This window comes from Bartonella sp. MR168JLCBS (assembly GCF_042194175.1).
On the sequence record NZ_JBHIMP010000384.1, the window covers coordinates 1 to 700 of the forward strand.

1 protein-coding gene is annotated in these 700 nt (G+C 40.0%); it reads left to right on the plus strand.

The window, feature by feature from the left end:
- On the plus strand, window positions 1-555 hold a 555-nt coding region (gene pyrE / locus ACFIK8_RS11535), incomplete at its 5' end, for an orotate phosphoribosyltransferase (RefSeq protein WP_375669506.1).
- Between the last annotated feature and the right edge of the window lie 145 nt (window positions 556-700).

The following is a 700-nucleotide window of genomic DNA, read 5'->3' on the forward strand; positions in this document are numbered from 1 at the left end:
GATATTTTTAAACAAGCAGATGCCATTCTGGAAGGACATTTTATTTTAACATCGGGTCGCCATAGTGCTATTTATATGCAGAAAGCGCAAGTATTCATGCATGCAGACTTGACGGAAAAGTTATGTCGTGGGTTGGCTGCAAAAATCAAAAAATCTATCAAGGAAAAAATTGATTATGTGGTTGGTCCTGCGATTGGTGGTCTGATTCCTTCGTACGAAACTTCACGTCACCTTGGTGTTCCTTCTCTTTGGGTAGAGCGTGTAAATGGTGTATTTGAATTGCTTCGTTTTAAAATCAAGAATGGTGCAGGGGTGATTGTTGAAGATATTGTAACAACAGGTCTTTCCATTCGTGAGACAGTTGAGGCTTTGGTTGCAGCAGGAGCAGATGTGGTAGCGAGTGCGTGTATTCTTGATCGTTCTGGCGGTAAGGTTGATGTCGGAGTTCCATTGATTGCACTTGCCGAATATGAGATCGCATCTTATGCTAGTGATGCACTTCCTACTGAACTCGCGCTGCTTCCGGCGGTCAAGCCAGGAAGTCGAAATATTTAATTGTCTTTATCTTTTTTGGTTTTTGTGCAAAAAACTGGCATAATTAACCTAAATTATACGGATTATTTCATTATCACAAGATGTATATTGAGAATCATATGCTTTTTCGTCATCGAGAACCAATAGATTTTGTAAAGCGTATTCG